Here is a 15,881-nt window from a genome sequence, read left to right as displayed (position 1 = left end):
CATTCGTGATATTATTGTCGTTTTTCTCAAGATGTGAGAAGTGAGGACTCTGTTTTTGCTGTTCTCACCGTTTGATCTGATCGTAAAGTCCCGTAGTGCTATGGGGCTTGCCAGTCTACTTTGAGAGCTTCTTTGCCGCTCTTTTCTTGCCAATGGTCGCGAAACTTCTTGGCTTGCCAATGGGCTTGGCTCTCACTCAAACCTTCTGAAATGGCTGTGTTGATGTTTGTTTGCCAAGAGCATGGGGAAGTGGCGCCTTGGGAAAAGGAGGAAGGTGGAAAAGAGGAAGGGGGTGCAAGAAGGGTGGGGTGGATATGCCTGTGAGGGGGTGGTGCATGCTGGAGTCCTGTTGGGGTGTGTATTGGGGGGTATGCGGGGGGTGCCTGTGGGGGTCCTTGCGTGGGGAAAACGCTTTTGTGATGAGAGCAAAATGGTCGATGTTGTCTCGTTTTGCTGTGTGAAGAGCTTATTTCATTGTTGTTTTGCCGCCCTTTGTTTTGTTCTGTGTTATTTTGTCCGATGCTGTTGTGGTTTTGAAACATTTTTATCCCCGCGCGTGCTTGAAAAATACGTTGTTTTTGTGATGTCAAAAATTGTCGTTATAGTTGATCAAACTGCGGTAAAGCGTGTCGTTGTTCTCAGAGGTAAAAGATGAGGAGCCTCCCTGTTTTTGCTGTTCTTGCCGTTCGATCTCACGGCGAAACCAGTTGCGCCATGTGGCTTGCCAGTCTACTTTGAGTGCTTCTTTGCCGCCCTTAGCTTGCCAATAGTCGCGAAACTTCTTTTCTTGCCAATGGGCTTGGCTCTCACTCAAGCCTTCTGAAACTGCCGCCTTGATGTCTGCTTGCCAATGCTCAGGAAGACGATGCCCTTTGGCAACTGAGGTTGTGGTTTTTTTGTTGGAAGAAGGAGGGACGGAGGCAGGAAGATTGCTGGGGGGAAGAGTGGTGGCAGATTTTGTTTTTTCCCCCGTGACAATTTGCGCGATAGGGGCGGGAGTGAACTCGGCTTGGGGAGCATTTAAAGGGGAGGCGTTTTTTTGCTCCGTTTCTTCTTGGGCAGGCAAAGGGAGAGGTGAATCAAGAGCCGATAAGGGTGATGGGTGATCGCTTTGTTCAAAACTCTCTTCGCAGAAAAAACAAGGTTCTGTCTCATCAAACAAAATTTTCTTTTCTAAAACACCGTAAGGTGTTTCCTTTTCTTCTGCCTTTTGAGCTTTTGAGTTTTGTGCAGCATCTTTTGTACTTTCGTTAAGCAGTTGTTGCATCTCTGCATTGATTTTCTTGCGTTTTTTTGCCGAAGAACGACCCGCAAAGGATTTTTGTTCAAGCAATTTTTCACGCTCTTGAAAAACATTTTCGCAACGCTTGTTCCATAATCCATTGGCTAAATTTAAAATCTTACCCTCTTGGATGAGCATCTCTAAAACATTAACAAAAGTTCGCTTGTCACAACCACAAAGACGCGCTAAACGTTCTTTCGATATTTCTAAAGGTCGGCCACGGGCATACATTTCATTGAGAAGAATCGTATAGATTCCAATTTCGTGTGCGCGCATCCCACGTACACCTCCTAGAAAGTCATTTTGATACCAACAAACATATGGAAGCCTAGACGATTCATAATGAGGAGTTTCTTGTTGATTAGCGTGTTTCATACTGCAATCTACTTTCTTCTTTTTTATACATTTTTATTGATGATAAAAGCTCAAATAAGGATTTAACTTGTGTTGTTTTTGGCTCTGTTCGATGATGACTAGAGGCTTCTTTACGATGCTTATAAATGATTGGCTGTGCTTGAAGCGCATGCAAACTTACGATTTAAGATTGCGGTGATGGAAAAAATAAAGAATACCACACATTCTCAACGTACTTGCTTTTGGGCAGAAGCTTTGGAGAGTGGTCTTTTATATCCGGTAGGGTGGTTAAAGTGTTTTTATGATCTAAAAATAAAAAAAATTCCCCCTAAAAAGTAAAATTTGTTTCCTTAATTCTATCCTTTTTAGAGGATAATGCAAGCCCGTTTTATAAAAAGGACGTGTTTTTTTAAAAAGACGCGCTATATGGTGAAATTATGAATATCGATGGTTGGCGTCAAAGATTAAGAATCGCTTTGGAAAAAAGTGGGCGGTCAAAAAGATCTATCTCCCTCGCTGCCGGTAAAGGCGCGGGGTACCTTCATTCTATTCTTTCTGAAGGAAAAGAACCAACAATCGAATCTCTCTCGCGAATTTGTCACGAAATTAATATCAGTATGAATTATATTCTTTACGGGAAAGGGGCTAGCCCTGAAGATAAAGAATTTATAGAGCTTATTTCGAAACTCTCTCCGCAAGAGAGACAGGCGATTTTGACTCTTTTGCGGCGACCAATTGACGAAGCTTCAAAATAACTTCCTTCTGTGCTTTTGAATCAAGGCGACTCCAGTGTTTTATTAATATTATGTCACTCATTTTATCTCTCCTGTGTGTTTATAATTGCAATTTTGTAAGAACAAATAGAGAACAACAAAGGGGCATGAGAGGAACAAAGAATAATAGATTTTTCTTTACATATGTCATTTGAACCCCGTAGATATTTAAAATATATCTTTTATGAAGGATAAAATGGTTGACATCTCTCCTATAGAGGATATAAGACTAACGCTATATTTAGTCTTGTCAAGACAAGGCTATGCTTTATCAACTATCTAAAGGGGGAAATCATGAAAAATATTCCATTCGTTAAAGAGGATGAAATCATTATCGTTTTATGCGAAGAGGAAAATCCTTGTACTTATGAAGGAACAATCGACGAAATCGAAGAAGTGCTCGAACTGATTGAAGAATGTGAAACTGTTTATAGAGTTTTACGACTCGATCTGACAACTTCTCATGCTGAAGATATTACGGAACAAATCGCTGATTTTTATGTCGAAAATCATGAAATGAATGAAGAAAATACACAATTGCAGCCCTTCATTTTGAATAGTGAAGCTTATCATGCTTGTTTGAATGAAAGAGCGGCTTGCGATTATGAAGATAATCTCTATGGCTCTTATGAAAAACAGCATCGTTTACGCCCATGTGATGTCTTGACAGATTATTGGTGGTAAACATGCCAAGTTATCTCAAGACTTCGTATCAAGGGATTCCGCTTTATTATGCTGGAAATATGCGAAATTTAATCAGACTCGAACCACAAAAACACAACGCTATACTTTTTATATCGCAAGAAGTGGCTCAGTCTATGGCAAAAAAATTGGAGGAAGAATATTGCCGCCATGATTTTTCCGTCGTGCAGTAGCAGGGTTGAAAAAGAAGCCGCAATGATGGGCCAAAGTGCTTTTTCATTGCGGTGACAATGGTGCACGTTATGCTTTCGTTCTTGGAGGGAAGCTTAGGGGAGCCGCTTTGGGGGGGAGAGCTTTGCGCGGGGATTTTCTTAGCCGATATGGGAAAGGGGGGCATGAAGAAAAGAGCCTATATATGAGGAATTGTGGGCGCTTGTGTGGGGGAAGTTGCCGGCTGGTTCATTAGGGGGATAAGGCAATGAAGGGGCAGGTCGTCATTCAGTGACTTGGAGTGATAGGAAAGCATGCTGGAGAACAAAAATGAAGGCTTAGGGGGAAGAAAAGCAGTAGTACAGACAGGTTCCAACCTATAAAAAGGCAAGTTCAAGGGGGAAAGAGCCGGTTTTTGTGTTTTTTTAGGGCACAATATTGAAGGATGTTGTTGTCTTTAGTCCGTGTGAGGGAAACAGCTTAAAAAAAGGTGAATGCTTTAAAGAGGATATATTACAAAACACCTTAAAGATGAAGGGGAAAAATACTATGCCAATCATTATCGATTGTATTCAAGGAACAGAAGAATGGCAGAAAGTGCGTAATGGTTTGATTACGGCTTCTTTGTTTGAGATGGTTATGGCGCAAAAAAAACAGGGGCAAAAAACGTCACGCTATCAGAGTGTGATGATGAAATTGGCGGGAGAAAGAATTACAGGAAAAACTGTTGATGAAGGAACAACGCTTTCTCAGCGACGCGGGACTGAATTAGAACCAATCGCACGACAGCTTTATGGAAAACTTACACATACAGAACCTGAATGTATTGGCTTTGTTTTGGCAGATGATCGCGGACAAGGATTTTCCCCCGATGCTTTTGTGGGAAAAAATGGCTTATTAGAAATTAAAACAAAAAAACCTGAAATTTTGATCCCTCATTTCATGCAAAAGAGTTTTCCAGCAGAACATAAAGCACAATGTCAAGGGGGATTATGGATTTCTCAACGCGAATGGGTGGATTTAATGCTCTATTGGCCGGATATGCCCCCTTTGATTAAACGGGCTTATCGTGATGAAGCGTATATTTGCAAACTTGAAAATGAAATTAACCGTTTTAATGAGGCGTTGGAGAAGATGGTACAGCAAATTAAATCTGTTGGGACAGGTTTTCATATAAGAACAGAAATTGCTTTGAAGGAGGGGAAAGAAAGGGTGCTTGGAATGAAGACAAGGCGTATGCTGGAGGGGAAAACGAGAATGAGACGGGGTGGGAAGGGATCTTGTGTAGCGTTGAGGAGAGGCAAAGTTCTATAAAAAGGAAAGAGCAGAGGGGGAAAAGAGTTGGTTTTTATGTTGGAGGAGGGTGCCAAACAGGGGAAGCAGGGAGCATAGCGAACTTAGGGGACAGGAATGTGAAAGCATGGTCGGAAATGGGGGGAAAGGGTGCTTGGAATGAAGACAAGACGTATGCTGGAGGGGAAAACGAGAATGAGACGGGGTGGGAAGGGATCTTGTGTAGCGTTGAGGAGAGGCAAGCTTAGTCATAAGGCAAGAAGTAAGCGGAAAAGCAGGTGGGTGTTGAAGGGAGAGAGACTTCGCGTGACAGCTATTGCTTGGGAAAATGGAAGAAGGTGTTTCAGAGGGGCAGTCAAGTGAAAAATAAGAGAGATAAGGAAGTACTTTGGGGGAAGATGTTAGGGAAGTGAGATAGGGGATGTGGGGTGCGGTTCTGGCCGCTTTTGTGTTGTGCCGTGTTTGGGGGCGCGATGAAAGGTCCCATGATGGCTAAGTTGCCGGACAAGTGCTTTTTCATTGGAGAGGAAATGGTTCTTGTGGTGCTTTTGTTTTTTGGGAAAGAGTCGTTTGAGGGGCGTTTTTTAGCCAATATGGGGAAAAGGATGTAGGGACATGAGAAAAAGCCTGTGTGGAGTCAAGTAGGCTTGTTGGGGAAAGGTTGGGGGGCGGATTGTGGAAGAAAATAGAAGGGTAGGGAAAACGGGAGAATAGGGAAAGAACGGATAGAGATATTATGATCTTTATGTTTTTCTACACTACCTTGTTATAGAAAATCAAAAATGACCACATTTTGTGAATTCACTGTGGGGCTGATCTTAAAGCTCTTCAAAAGCACTGATCAATAGATACTTCTCCATATAAATTTGATAAATGATATTAGTATGAGCCCGAAGATAAATGCACCAATCTTTACCAAATATCCTTTTATGCTTATGAGAATTAATAACCCTATACTTATTTATTCATAATATCTTCCATGTAAAATAAAATTATAAAATACATTACAGGTATTATTCCACAAATAATGAAAATTACATACGCGATACTATCAATTACACGCTTGGTATTATCTTGTCGTCTGTTCTCTTGGTTTCTACTAATTTCAGAAGCCTTGTGATTATATTTAAAAGTTTCATGATAGAACTGATTGTAAGCAGCTCTCTTTTGAGGATCTTTAAGAACTTCATAGGCTTCACAAATTTTTCTGAATTTTTGTTCTGCTTCGGTACTAGAATTATGATCAGGGTGGTATTGCAGAGCTAATTTACGAAAAGCAGATTTTATCTGTTTATCGTTGCATTCGTAGCTTACACTAAGAATTCCATAATAATCGTCTTCATTGACTATCATTAAATACAGCCACTTTGTGTATTGCTCTTATTTTACAAGATCATTTAATTGATCTCTTTTGAATGTATCAACATGTGTTATTTTTGTGTTAGAAATATGGTTAAAATCGTATTGAATGGCATGGCTGTACTTGGGGCTATTGTCTCTAAATGAGAGGAGATACAGTTCAAAACGCTTAAAAATGCAGGGTGTTTTTAATATTTTAGAAATATTTTTTTACAAAAATAGATTAAAAGAGAGACGATAAATCAAATGTAAAAGGGACGGCAATAATAGCCAAGGTTGTCATTATTGTAAATAAACAGGCAGGAACCTTAAATCTAAAACGCCAAAGTAAACTTATGGGAACAGACATTATCGTTGTTATTACGAGTGCTACGATAAACCATTGCAGGAATAAGTTCATTATATTAATTTCATTATTAAAACGATTTTGTTTTAGTTCTTCCTCTGAAACACAATCGATAATAGAAACGCCATAATAAACAGGAAATTTTCCACTTGGACAAGCGCTAACAGAAAATTGTTCAAGCTCTAACCATTCTCTTTCGCGTTCTTTTTCTAATAGCTTCTTTTTTATTTTTTGTTTTATATATTCTTTGGAAATACAGTTGATCGGAGCAGTTCTCCCAACAAAAAACGAATTTTTTGTACATCCACTTGTTGTATGATGCGTGAATAAAACAGTGCTTATTGCTATAGCAAATAAAGTGTTTAAACAGAGGGTATTTATTGGCTTTTGTTTCTAACAAGCTTTTATAAGTCATTTCTGTTAAATAAATCAATATGTGTTATTTTGTGTTGAAAATATATGTAAAAACGTATTTAATAAAAATGGTTACAATGTCATAATGTGTCTAAATAAAGGTGTGGTACTGGCTAAAACCCCGCATATGTGGGGTTTTAGCTTATTGGAGGAGGTATGACAGCAGAAAATATAAGGGGATCTGTAGCCAAAATGGTTGTCCTAGGGTGGGGAGAGTAGGCAATATCCAAAATACTCCAAATGAAATATACTTGTTGTTGTACATTCACGCACTTGTTTTAATAAAGATATCTCGCTCTAAGCTCATTTCACACCCATTTCATGCCGGCGTTCGTAAATTTCATACTGGCGCCTGTGAATAATATCGTGAGGGGTATAACGGTCAAGCCCCGTAGATTATAAAGTCCGTAGATTATACCCCCAGAGATTATAAACATTGCGCACCCTATCTTACTTTATGAAAAAGTAAGTTGGTACTATTTGGGGCCCGTTGCCAAAATTGCGGCATGGGCTGTAGCTCTTGAGACGATTCATAATCTCGTTTACTGGGAGGCTTCTTACGAAGAAATATGCTTTTCTTGGAAAGTTTCTCGCCATACGGATCTTTCTGCTTGTGAACTGTAAGCGAAGAGGGGTGATTGATTTCAATAGAATAGAGGGGGAGAACTTTTCGCTCTTGGGGCTCTTATGCAAGAGGAATAACGCTATCTGTATAAATTAAAGTATTCGTATAAAAAAGATGCGTGTTGAAAGAGGGATGGCTTAGAGCACGTGGAAAATCATAGTGTATAAAATTGGCAATGAGGGATCTTCTTTGAAACGGCGGGCTATCAATTTTCTGGTATATGGGGTGCCTAGTATATGGGGATGTCTGTCATATGAGATGTTTGCCATATGGGAGCGTGGGGTGGTTTAGTGAAAGCTTTATTGAGGGGGGCTTTATCACTGTTTGGTTTTTGCTTTTGGTAAGGGGTGGGGAGAATGGGGAAGGAATTGAGTTGAGAGGAGGTTCTGGAAATGGCTCTGTTAGATCTGTTGTAAATGACGAATAGGATCGATGAAGCTTATTCTAATTTTTAGAGGGAATGCTTGTGTTGCTTGAGGTGGATAGAGAGGCTGGAAAGATAAGATTATTCGTTTTGGGGCGGATAAAGGTATCAATGGGATATGTTCAAACAATGAGTTTATAATAACTCATTATTGAGATTCAATTTGAATTTCAATGAGAGCCCGAAATAGTGTGAGATGTTCTTATTTCAACTCTTCTTATTCAAACGCTCTTATATTGAATCAAGTAAAATCGTTTGTTTGCATATTACAAACAGGGTGAGCTTGTGGGGAAAAATATTCAAGAAATAAAATATTGAAAAAATAAAAATGCCTATACCGTCTCAAGTGCCAAGAGCTGTTGCAACAGTGAGGCTTGGTAAAGAGAAGGATAGGGGGACAATCTTACAGAAATGAAAGAGGGGGGAGGCAAGGGGTGGGGGATATTCTTTGGGGGGCGGTCAATTTCAAAAGCCGTTCGTAAGGCATTTTAGAGATTAAGTGTGTCATTGAGGCTCTTGATTTTGAAGCCATTGATTTTGAGGATATTGAAACGCATGGTTTAAAGGATGGAGGATTTGATGAAGCCGATGAAGGTTGGGGGAAAAGATTTAGGCTTATAGGGAAGACTTATAAGGGCAAGAAGAGAGAGGCAAAAGAAGAATAAAATGGTGCTGCGAGAGAGGATTGAACTCTCGACCTCTCCCTTACCAAGGGAGTGCTCTACCACTGAGCTACCGCAGCCCTTTTCAATCTTTGCGCTGTCTTGTGCCATATTGTCAGAAAATAGGCAAGAGAACATTTGTATATTCTTGCAAGAAAACGTATCTTATGTCATGACATATGTTTCTTATATGCTTAAATATTTAAGGTTATGAGTTGCTTGGATAGAAGCTCAACACTGTTTAAAAGGTTGCGCAATGACACAAATGCATCAAAAACAAAAACAAAATGAAATTAATCATCAAGATGAAAAAGCAAAACGACGTCAAGAAAGATTGGCACAACAATTGCGTCAAAACCTGAAACGTCGAAAAGAGCAAAGCCGAAAAAGAGCACAACCAGAGCTCTAAAATGCAAAAAGCTCTAAAATGCAAAAAAATGTTTTTTAGTAAATTTTTGCAACCAAACTTCTCAATAATTTGTTCTCATAGTTAGAATGCGTTCTAAAACGATTAATAAAGCATAACTTCCCGAAGGGGGACAATCCTTTGGAAGGGCAGGCACAAAGGAAAAGAGGGAAAACACGATGGATTCTATTCAAATTGTTGGGGGAGAAAAACTTCAAGGAACAATTCCTATTTCTGGGGCAAAAAATGCTGCATTACCTCTTATGATTGCGGCGCTGCTTACAGAAGAAACGCTCACTTTAGAAAATATTCCGCATCTGGCCGATGTTGAATTGCTTATTCGTATTCTCAATAATCATGGTGTTGGATATGCCGTTGATGGACAAGAGTTTAACGATGAATGTGTGAATTCAAGAACAATTCATTTTACGGCGCAAAAAATAGCCACAACACGGGCACCATACGAACTGGTGAAAAAAATGCGTGCAAGCTTTTGGGTTATCGGACCTCTGCTTGCACGATGCGCAGAGGCTTATGTTTCGCTTCCTGGAGGATGCGCTATTGGAACAAGGCCTGTCGATTTTATCCTTGAGGGACTTAAAACTTTAGGCGCACAGATTTCGATCGAAAATGGATATGTTCATGCAAAAGCGCTAAAGGGGTTAAAAGGTGCTCACTATCGTTTCCCTAAAGTCACTGTTGGTGGAACCCATGTGCTGCTGATGGCGGCGACAATGGCAAAGGGAACAACCACTCTTGAGAATGCGGCTTGTGAGCCAGAAGTGACAAACCTTATTCGAACCCTGAATGCTATGGGGGCTCAAATAACCGGTGAAGGAACAACAACGCTTACAATTGAAGGGGTTAAAAAACTCAACGGTGCTAGAGTACGCGTTATTGCTGATCGAATCGAAGCGGGAACATATGCAATGGCTGTTGCTATGACGGGAGGAGATGTCTTTCTTAAAAATGCAAATCCTAATCATCTCACAAAAGTGCTTAAGGTGCTCCAAAAAACAGGACTCGAGATTCAAATAGAACCTCAAGGAATTCATATTAAGCGAAATCCAAAGAACACCAAAATTATGCCCGTTGATATTAAAACAGGACCTTATCCTGCTTTTCCAACCGATCTCCAAGCGCAATTCATGGCGCTCATGACACGGGCTGAAGGAATCGCGCATATTACAGAGACGGTTTTCGAAAATCGTTTTATGCATGTTCAAGAACTCAATCGCTTAGGGGCAAAGATAAAGCTTGATGGGCAGACGGCAACTGTCTATGGAACAGAGAATTTGCAAGGGGCTCCTGTCATGGCGACGGATTTGCGTGCTTCTGTTTCTCTTGTGATTGCAGCATTGGCAGCAAAGGGGGAAACAATCGTCAATCGTGTTTATCATCTTGATCGTGGATTTGAGAGATTAGAAGAAAAATTAGTCCGTTGTGGTGCAAAAATCCAACGTATCACAGTGTAAACCTGTTAAAGATATGCTGAATGCTTTGCGCTGTGGTTGAGGGGGGGCGATTGCTTGGGGGCGTTTTAACACAATGTTTGCTTGTTGGGAGGGGCTGGGCTTGGCTGGTGCATTTTTAATGGTTTACTCTCTTGCTTGTGGAATTTTGGAGCCGTATATTCTTGATGATTTTCTCAATAGTTCTTTCAAATCTCCATCTTTCAAGGGTATGGCTTTTGTGGCTGCTGTTTTCTTTTCGGAATGGTTTTTCTTTCGTGTAAAGTTTTGCTTCTCTCACTCTTGAGGAGGCTCGTGATTATTGTCTAAGTTTCGTTCATGGCGCTCATGACGCCGGGTGCATGACACGGGCTGAAGGAATCGCGCATATTACAGAGACGGTTTTCGAAAATCGTTTTATGCATGTTCAAGAACTCAATCGCTTAGGGGCAAAGATAAAGCTTGATGGGCGAGAGGGCAACTATCTCATGGAACAGAGAATTTGCAAGGGGCTCCTGTCATGGCGACGGATTTGCGTGCTTCTGTTTCTCTTGTGATTGCAGCATTGGCAGCAAAGGGGAAAACAATCGTCAATCGTGTTTATCATCTTGATCGTGGATTTGAGAGATTAGAAGAAAAATTAGTCCGTTGTGGTGCAAAAATCCAACGATTAACCGTGTAAATCCCTTTGAGGTGTTCTTTAATCTCTCTCTCTTCGGAGGGCTTAATCTCAAAAAACAAGGTTTGTTAATCTTCTCAATGAACGTGGGGTTTATCTCATGGTTTTGGAGTTTTTACGAGCGGGCATAAAAGTTTGAGAGGCGGGGGTGGAGCTCATAAAATAAAGACTGTTTTAAATTTTATTGCTAATTTCCTGAAATTACTTTATACCTTAAAGGGTGACTTTGGTCGTCTACGCAGCGATCAGTAGGGTCTGAAAGCCCTAAAGTTCGATCATAAAATGAACCTACTTTTGTAGGTATCCCGGAATTCCGGGAGTTTTTGCCATGTCCAGGTGCGATGAGCACTAAAAGCAAAAAAAGCTGATTCGAACTCAGTACTTTCAGACTCCCGGAATACTCATGCGAGGGCGCTCGCAACCGGCAGGGGAGCTTGAAGTGAAAGCTAAAAATCCACACTTTAACGATGTTTCGATAGGCAGAAAAATTCGCTTTAAAAGAACAATGCTTGGAATGTCACAAAAGAAATTAGGCAGTCAGTTAGGGGTGACTTTTCAACAAATCCAAAAATATGAAAAAGGCTCTAATCGTATAGGGGCGGGGCGTTTACAGGAAATTGCTGATATTCTCAATGTTCCCATTTCTTTTTTCTACTCCGATCTCTCAACAAAAGAAAATGTCTTGTATTGCTGTGATGAAAGGATTTCAAGTAAAGAAGAGCACATCCTTTTGAAAAGTTTTAGAGAGCTCAAACCTCAAAAACAGAAAGCAATTTTGTGTTTGATTGTCTCATGAGCTAAAAACACTGTTTTAATTTTTATTGCTGGACTCCAGAAATTATTTTATGAACAAGCACCAAGGTTCTCGTCGTACAGTGTGGTTGAATGGTGGAACCCAAAGCCTGAAAATCCAAGATGAGACATTAGCCTGCTTTATAAGTATTGCGAGATTCCGGGAGTTTTTGCTATGTTTACCTTATCCTTCTTTGATTTCCTCCCGCTCTACGCTCTAAAGGATGCATATTCCTGACTTAAGGGCTGCTCTGTAAACAGTCCGGCTTCTGTTGGCGGGGTTTTTGACCTACTCCTGACCCATTCATGTGGTTCACTTTAAAAAGGGCGTTACAGGGCAAGCCATGCCCATTTATTACACACTCTAAAAACACTTAATATGGAAAGTTTTACATGCCTTATATCACGGCTCTAAACAACAAGGTTTTACGGCACAACATGATAAACCGCGCTTTTTTTCAGTGAACACTAATGCGTATTGTTATTGGTTTTTTTTTCTGTTAAGAAGCATATACAGTGTCGTAAAAGAGTTAAGTAAGAAATTTAAATAGCGCGTGAAGGATCAAAGAAACTTTGGAAAAATTCTTGAAAAAATTAGTTTAGAGGAGCTTTTTATAAAAGCCCGTCTTAGAGAGGCAGATAAGTCTTTCATCTTAAGATGGTTTGCTTTACGTTTCAAAACTTGATAAAAATTCAAAAATTTCGAAAAAATAGGAAGAGAAGCTTTTTCTGGTATGCAGGGGGGAAAATGGTCAATAAATTAGACAAAAAACAGATTATATTTTTAGCATTGCCACTCATCTTTTCAATCATTGTAGCTTTTTTGGTCAATATAACCATCAATAACATTACAGAAAATGGAACGACGCCTGATGCTTATTGGTTTGTAAGATCAAAGCCACTGGATATTTTAATCCTTATTGCATTTTCATGTTCTTCATTCATCTTATTACAAAAAAGGCATATCAGAAAAAATATCACTATTTCGTCCATGATCATCTTTGGTTTGTTTGCAACTTATTATAGTGCAAATGAATATATCAGACTTAGTCCATATGTAGGTCAAGATAATATGACATGGGCGGATGTTCTTCCTTTCTTTGATAGGATGGTTTTATGGGGTGTTGTTATTGGCGTTATTATCCTTGGTTACACGATAAAACTATCATTACCTAAAGCTTCACCTTTGAAAATTTCAAAAAATACGATCTTTGGTGGTGTTCAATGGATGAGTATGAAACGCCTTGAAAAGATTTTTCCTCGTGATGGCGAAGTCGTCATAGGAGAGCGCTATAGAGTCGACAAAGATATTGTTAAAGATGTCCCTTTTAATCCTAAAGACAAAACAACATGGGGAAAAGGTGGTCGCCAGCCATTGTTGACATATAAACTCAATTTTGATTCAACCCATATGTTATTTTTTGCTGGTTCTGGTAGTTATAAAACAACCAGTAATGTTATTCCAACTTGTCTCAAATATTCCGGTCCACTGATCGTTTTTGACCCTTCAACTGAAGTCGCTCCAATGGTAAAAAAAACAAGGCAGCTGTCAAACAGAAAAGTATACGTTCTTGATCCTCATGGTTCTTCAACGGAAACTTTTAATCCTTTAGATTGGCTGTTAGATGAAAATCTCCCCCTTTATGAAAGAGAAGCGGGGTTGGTTGAAGTTGCTAGACTCCTTCTTTCTGAAAACGACAAATCAACTTCGACTGATCAATTTTTTGTATTACAGGCACATAATTTGTTAACAGGACTACTTGCGCATATTGTCTTTTCTGATGAATACACATTAAAGGAAAAAAACTTAAAAACCCTTCATACGATCATGTCAATGCCAGAACCATCCGTGATTGGAAAATTGCAATCTATACGATCAAATTCTCCATCCCAATTTATTCGTGAAACCCTTGGGGTGTTTACAAATATGGCTGAACAAACTTTCTCAGATGTCTATTCTACTGCTGCAAAAGATATACAATGGCTTTCACTCTCTAACTATGCAAACCTTATCAGTGGTCATGATTTTAAAACTACCGATATAACAAAGGGAAATATTGATATTTTTCTAAATATCCCCTCAAAAATTTTAAAATCTTATCCAGGTGTTGGGCGTGTCCTTGTTGGCTCTTTTCTCAGAGCTATGGAAGCCGCTAATGGTAATTATGCAAAAAGAGCGCTCTTTATTTTAGATAATGCTGATCTTTTAGGATATATGAACATTTTAGAAGAAGCACGTGATCATGGACGCAAATATGGTATATCTCTCATGCTTTTTTACAAGTCTGTAGATCAAATAGAACACTATTTCGGTTCGTCAGGCGTTATGACATGGTTTGAAAATTGTGCTTTTGTAAGCTATGCCGCAATAAAAGATATTAAAACTGCTGAAAATATATCTAAGGCATGTGGTCAAATGACCATTGAAGTGAAAGATTCAAGCAAACCTCTAGGAGGATTCCATACAAGAGGGACAGAAAATATAAACACCCAGCATAGACCTTTAATATATCCACATGAAATAACACAAGAAATGCGAAAAGACGAACAGATTATTCTTATGCAAGGGCAACCACCTGTTCGTTGTGGACGCTCTATCTATTTTAGACGTAAGGATTTAACAGCTCTTACTAATGAAAATAGCTTTTCTTCTTAATAAAGCACTTGTTTTTAGTTAAAATGAATAAAGTATTGTTGTATTTTTGGATGATATAATTAGAGATAAATCATTTTTATATTACATTTTTATAATATAGTGGCTTGAAAATGGGAGAAAGTCATAAACGATCTTTCTGCTAAGAATACAAACACCAAAAAAATCAAGACATAAAAAGAGTATCTTATCAATTATAATGCGTGGGGTGTTCAAGATAATACGTAGAATATTGGCTGTAATAGTTAAAAGGTTGCTTTACGCAATCTTCCTTATTTTATTATTCATTCGTAAACCAGTTTTTGCCTTCTTAAACTTCTTTGTTGGTGGCTTGGTTTTATTCCTATTTTTCTTTTTTGGGGATACACAGCGAGAGTTGCACCCTATGAACACCAAACAGCAATGGTCATTGGTTTTGTTATCATGATATTTCTTTGCTTGTTTGCTAATGATGTCTATGAAAGGCTTTTACTACGAGCTAATACGTCTAGCATCTCTTGATTATGATCTTATACTTATTTCAATAAATAGCGCTCACTTCGTTCGTATATAATTTAATCAAAAATGAGAGGTTATCTGCCTCTTATAAAAATACAAATAAAGACTGTTTTTAAATTTTATTGCTAATTTCATGAAATTACTTTATACCTTAAAGGGTAACTTTGGTCGTCTACGCAACGACCAAGAGGGATTCAAAAACCCCTAAAATCCGAGCGTAAAAATGAACCTACTCTTGTGGGTGTCCCGGGATTCCGGGAGTTTTTGCTATGTCCAGGTGCGCTCTAGCACTAAAAGCAAAAAAGCTGACTCGGATTCAGTGTTTTTGACTCCCGGAATACCAATGCGAAGGCGCTCGCAACCGGCAGGGGAGCTTGAAGTGAAAGCTAAAAATCCACACTTTAATGATATTTCGATAGGCAGAAAAATTCGCTTTAAAAGAACAATGCTGGGAATGTCGCAAAAGAAATTAGGCAGTCAGTTAGGGGTGACTTTTCAACAAATCCAAAAATATGAAAAAGGCTCTAATCGTATAGGGGCGGGGCGTTTACAAGAAATTGCTGATATTCTCAATGTTCCCATTTCTTTTTTCTATATGGATCTCTCGACAAAAGAAAATGCCTTGTATTGCTGTGATGAAGGGATCGCAAGTAAAGAAGAGCACATCCTTTTGAAAAGTTTTAGAGAGCTCAAACCTCAAAAACAGAAAGCAATTTTGTGTTTGATTGTCTCATGAGATAAAAACACTGTTTTAAATTTTATTGCTGGTCTCCAGAAATTATTTTATGAACAAGCACCAAGGTTCTCGTCGTACAGTGTGGTTGAATGGTGGAACCCAAAGCCTGAAAATCCAAGATGAGACATTAGCCTGCTTTATAAGTATCGCGAGATTCCGGGAGCTTTTGTTATGTCCAGGTGCTCTCTAGCACTAAAAGCAAAAAAAGCTGACTGAACTCAGTACTTTCAGACTCCCGGAATACGCATAAGAGGCGCTCGCAACCGGCAGGGGAGCTTGAAG

The 15,881-nt window shown here is 39.3% G+C and carries 16 protein-coding genes, 1 tRNA gene and 2 pseudogenes; 14 read left to right on the top strand and 5 right to left on the bottom strand.

Annotated features, from left to right (window positions below; genetic code table 11):
* Window positions 1-98 precede the first annotated feature (98 nt).
* Complete coding sequence (locus tag ACFIK1_RS06175) at window positions 99-590, bottom strand: hypothetical protein (protein ID WP_375636929.1); 492 nt, start codon at window positions 588-590, stop codon at window positions 99-101.
* The gene (locus tag ACFIK1_RS06170) at window positions 587-1,657 is read right to left on the bottom strand and encodes a YdaU family protein (RefSeq protein ID WP_375662336.1); all 1,071 of its coding nucleotides are present in this window, start codon (window positions 1,655-1,657) and stop codon (window positions 587-589) included. The genes ACFIK1_RS06175 and ACFIK1_RS06170 overlap by 4 nt, the downstream gene beginning before the upstream one ends.
* A 416-nt stretch (window positions 1,658-2,073) precedes the next feature.
* Here ACFIK1_RS06170 and ACFIK1_RS06165 point away from each other — a divergent pair, with 416 nt between their 5' ends.
* The 6 genes from ACFIK1_RS06165 (at window position 2,074) to ACFIK1_RS06140 (ending at window position 5,165) form a co-directional block, all read left to right on the top strand.
* A complete protein-coding gene (locus ACFIK1_RS06165; RefSeq protein ID WP_273790852.1) occupies window positions 2,074-2,391 on the top strand; it encodes an XRE family transcriptional regulator in 318 nt (105 codons plus the stop codon).
* Between the two features lie 312 nt (window positions 2,392-2,703).
* Entirely contained in the window at window positions 2,704-3,093 is a 390-nt protein-coding gene (locus ACFIK1_RS06160) for a hypothetical protein (protein ID WP_375633340.1), read from the top strand.
* A 2-nt stretch (window positions 3,094-3,095) separates the two neighbouring features.
* Entirely contained in the window at window positions 3,096-3,284 is a 189-nt protein-coding gene (locus tag ACFIK1_RS06155) for a hypothetical protein (protein WP_273790850.1), read from the top strand.
* 526 nt (window positions 3,285-3,810) lie between these two features.
* Window positions 3,811-4,575, top strand: coding sequence for a YqaJ viral recombinase family protein (locus ACFIK1_RS06150; protein ID WP_375662335.1), 765 nt, complete (start codon window positions 3,811-3,813; stop codon window positions 4,573-4,575).
* A gap of 98 nt (window positions 4,576-4,673) precedes the next feature.
* Window positions 4,674-4,802, top strand: a complete 129-nt coding sequence (locus ACFIK1_RS06145; RefSeq protein ID WP_375662334.1) for a hypothetical protein — start codon at window positions 4,674-4,676, stop codon at window positions 4,800-4,802.
* 225 nt (window positions 4,803-5,027) lie between these two features.
* A complete protein-coding gene (locus ACFIK1_RS06140; RefSeq protein WP_375633335.1) occupies window positions 5,028-5,165 on the top strand; it encodes a hypothetical protein in 138 nt (45 codons plus the stop codon).
* Window positions 5,166-5,673: 508 nt separating this feature from the next.
* Here ACFIK1_RS06140 and ACFIK1_RS06135 read toward each other — a convergent pair.
* Both ACFIK1_RS06135 and ACFIK1_RS06130 read right to left on the bottom strand, forming a co-directional pair.
* Window positions 5,674-5,907: pseudogene (locus ACFIK1_RS06135) on the bottom strand (DnaJ domain-containing protein); the annotation flags it as partial.
* Window positions 5,908-6,136: 229 nt separating this feature from the next.
* Complete coding sequence (locus ACFIK1_RS06130; protein ID WP_375633334.1) at window positions 6,137-6,313, bottom strand: hypothetical protein; 177 nt, start codon at window positions 6,311-6,313, stop codon at window positions 6,137-6,139.
* Between the two features lie 840 nt (window positions 6,314-7,153).
* Between ACFIK1_RS06130 and ACFIK1_RS06125 the strand changes: the two genes are divergently transcribed.
* Window positions 7,154-7,297, top strand: a complete 144-nt coding sequence (locus ACFIK1_RS06125; RefSeq protein WP_375653631.1) for a hypothetical protein — start codon at window positions 7,154-7,156, stop codon at window positions 7,295-7,297.
* A gap of 254 nt (window positions 7,298-7,551) precedes the next feature.
* Window positions 7,552-7,725 carry a hypothetical protein gene (locus ACFIK1_RS06120; RefSeq protein ID WP_375662333.1) on the top strand — a complete coding sequence of 58 codons (174 nt, stop codon included), beginning with the start codon at window positions 7,552-7,554 and terminating at the stop codon, window positions 7,723-7,725.
* Between the two features lie 664 nt (window positions 7,726-8,389).
* Here ACFIK1_RS06120 and ACFIK1_RS06115 read toward each other — a convergent pair.
* Window positions 8,390-8,464: transfer RNA gene (locus tag ACFIK1_RS06115), tRNA-Thr, on the bottom strand.
* A 176-nt stretch (window positions 8,465-8,640) separates the two neighbouring features.
* On the opposite strand from ACFIK1_RS06115, the gene ACFIK1_RS06110 reads away from it, so the two are divergent.
* From ACFIK1_RS06110 to ACFIK1_RS06085, 6 genes and pseudogenes are all read left to right on the top strand, one after another.
* Window positions 8,641-8,793, top strand: coding sequence for a hypothetical protein (locus ACFIK1_RS06110; RefSeq protein WP_375607050.1), 153 nt, complete (start codon window positions 8,641-8,643; stop codon window positions 8,791-8,793).
* 176 nt (window positions 8,794-8,969) lie between these two features.
* Window positions 8,970-10,265: a UDP-N-acetylglucosamine 1-carboxyvinyltransferase gene (gene murA / locus ACFIK1_RS06105; protein ID WP_375662332.1), complete on the top strand. Its 1,296-nt coding sequence runs from the start codon at window positions 8,970-8,972 to the stop codon at window positions 10,263-10,265.
* A 338-nt stretch (window positions 10,266-10,603) separates the two neighbouring features.
* Window positions 10,604-10,923 (top strand): annotated as a pseudogene (locus tag ACFIK1_RS06100) (UDP-N-acetylglucosamine 1-carboxyvinyltransferase); the annotation flags it as partial.
* Between the two features lie 400 nt (window positions 10,924-11,323).
* Window positions 11,324-11,716, top strand: a complete 393-nt coding sequence (locus ACFIK1_RS06095) for a helix-turn-helix domain-containing protein (RefSeq protein ID WP_375662331.1) — start codon at window positions 11,324-11,326, stop codon at window positions 11,714-11,716.
* A gap of 744 nt (window positions 11,717-12,460) precedes the next feature.
* Window positions 12,461-14,368, top strand: a complete 1,908-nt coding sequence (gene traG / locus ACFIK1_RS06090) for a Ti-type conjugative transfer system protein TraG (RefSeq protein WP_375613600.1) — start codon at window positions 12,461-12,463, stop codon at window positions 14,366-14,368.
* A gap of 838 nt (window positions 14,369-15,206) precedes the next feature.
* Window positions 15,207-15,599 (top strand): helix-turn-helix domain-containing protein, encoded by a 393-nt coding sequence (locus tag ACFIK1_RS06085; RefSeq protein WP_375662330.1) that lies wholly within the window; start codon window positions 15,207-15,209, stop codon window positions 15,597-15,599.
* Window positions 15,600-15,881: the final 282 nt, after the last annotated feature.

The organism is Bartonella sp. OC16QHHD, assembly GCF_042194035.1.
GTDB lineage: Bacteria > Pseudomonadota > Alphaproteobacteria > Rhizobiales > Rhizobiaceae > Bartonella.
This window is presented reverse-complemented; position numbering and strand designations above follow the sequence as displayed.

What these genes read in the sequence shown, in the direction of transcription:
- ACFIK1_RS06170 (WP_375662336.1), bottom strand. Translation starts at nt 1,657, where the DNA reads ATGAAACACGCTAATCAACAAGAAACTCCTCATTATGAATCGTCTAGG.
- ACFIK1_RS06165 (WP_273790852.1), top strand. Translation starts at nt 2,074, where the DNA reads ATGAATATCGATGGTTGGCGTCAAAGATTAAGAATCGCTTTGGAAAAA.
- ACFIK1_RS06160 (WP_375633340.1), top strand. Translation starts at nt 2,704, where the DNA reads ATGAAAAATATTCCATTCGTTAAAGAGGATGAAATCATTATCGTTTTA.
- ACFIK1_RS06155 (WP_273790850.1), top strand. Translation starts at nt 3,096, where the DNA reads ATGCCAAGTTATCTCAAGACTTCGTATCAAGGGATTCCGCTTTATTAT.
- ACFIK1_RS06150 (WP_375662335.1), top strand. Translation starts at nt 3,811, where the DNA reads ATGCCAATCATTATCGATTGTATTCAAGGAACAGAAGAATGGCAGAAA.
- ACFIK1_RS06140 (WP_375633335.1), top strand. Translation starts at nt 5,028, where the DNA reads ATGAAAGGTCCCATGATGGCTAAGTTGCCGGACAAGTGCTTTTTCATT.
- ACFIK1_RS06130 (WP_375633334.1), bottom strand. Translation starts at nt 6,313, where the DNA reads ATGAACTTATTCCTGCAATGGTTTATCGTAGCACTCGTAATAACAACG.
- ACFIK1_RS06120 (WP_375662333.1), top strand. Translation starts at nt 7,552, where the DNA reads ATGAGATGTTTGCCATATGGGAGCGTGGGGTGGTTTAGTGAAAGCTTT.
- ACFIK1_RS06110 (WP_375607050.1), top strand. Translation starts at nt 8,641, where the DNA reads ATGACACAAATGCATCAAAAACAAAAACAAAATGAAATTAATCATCAA.
- murA (WP_375662332.1), top strand. Translation starts at nt 8,970, where the DNA reads ATGGATTCTATTCAAATTGTTGGGGGAGAAAAACTTCAAGGAACAATT.
- ACFIK1_RS06095 (WP_375662331.1), top strand. Translation starts at nt 11,324, where the DNA reads ATGCGAGGGCGCTCGCAACCGGCAGGGGAGCTTGAAGTGAAAGCTAAA.
- traG (WP_375613600.1), top strand. Translation starts at nt 12,461, where the DNA reads ATGGTCAATAAATTAGACAAAAAACAGATTATATTTTTAGCATTGCCA.
- ACFIK1_RS06085 (WP_375662330.1), top strand. Translation starts at nt 15,207, where the DNA reads ATGCGAAGGCGCTCGCAACCGGCAGGGGAGCTTGAAGTGAAAGCTAAA.